Source organism: Vibrio sp. 2130-1 (genome assembly GCF_033339515.1).
Map to the genome: position 1 here is coordinate 1 of NZ_JAWOUT010000228.1, position 737 is coordinate 737.

General features: G+C 49.0%; 1 pseudogene. It reads right to left on the reverse strand.

Annotated features, from left to right (window positions below):
- Nucleotides 1-737 (reverse strand): annotated as a pseudogene (locus R7Q09_RS25365) ([protein-PII] uridylyltransferase); the annotation flags it as partial.

The following is a 737-nucleotide window of genomic DNA, read 5'->3' on the forward strand; positions in this document are numbered from 1 at the left end:
GGTTTTCTGGCTTCGATTAACGATCCACGGCGTTGAAAATCTGCATCCAAATTTTCTGCGTTTTCAGTTGCACCACCATTGATGATGGCTTGATCAAACAGTTTGAGCAGCATTTTGTTTAATTCTGCGACGCGACGAAGTGTGCGATAAAACTCTTTCATCATCATCTCGACGCCGCGATTGCCTTCACCAACATAACCGAGGTTTTCGGCCACTTGTGCTTGATGTGCGAAGGTCAAACGGTTGTCGTATCGGCGAAGTTCAATGTGCAGCGCAAAGCGGACACGCCACAAGAAGTCCTGACACTCCACCAGTTCGCGGTATTCCGCATCGGTAAGAAAGCCGTAACGGCTCATCTCTAGCAGAGATGTGGCGCCAAAGTGACGGCGCGCTACCCAGCTCAAAGTGTGAATATCGCGAAGACCTCCTGGGGTCGATTTGATATCGGGCTCTAGGTTATAGGTCGTATCGTGGTAGCGAGCATGACGTTCGCGTTGTTCTTGGATTTTTGCGCGGTAGAAGGTTTCGCTCGGCCAGAAAGAGTCGGATAGCACGACCTTTTTTAGAGCTTGGAATGTGTCTTCGCTGCCACAAAGCAGACGTGCTTCTTGTAGGTTAGTGGCAACCGTTAGATCGTCACGACCGATTTGTGCACATTCATTGACAGTGCGAACCGCATGGCCAACTTCCAGTTTTAAGTCCCATAGTAAGGTAATAAATTCACTGATTTTCGCTTC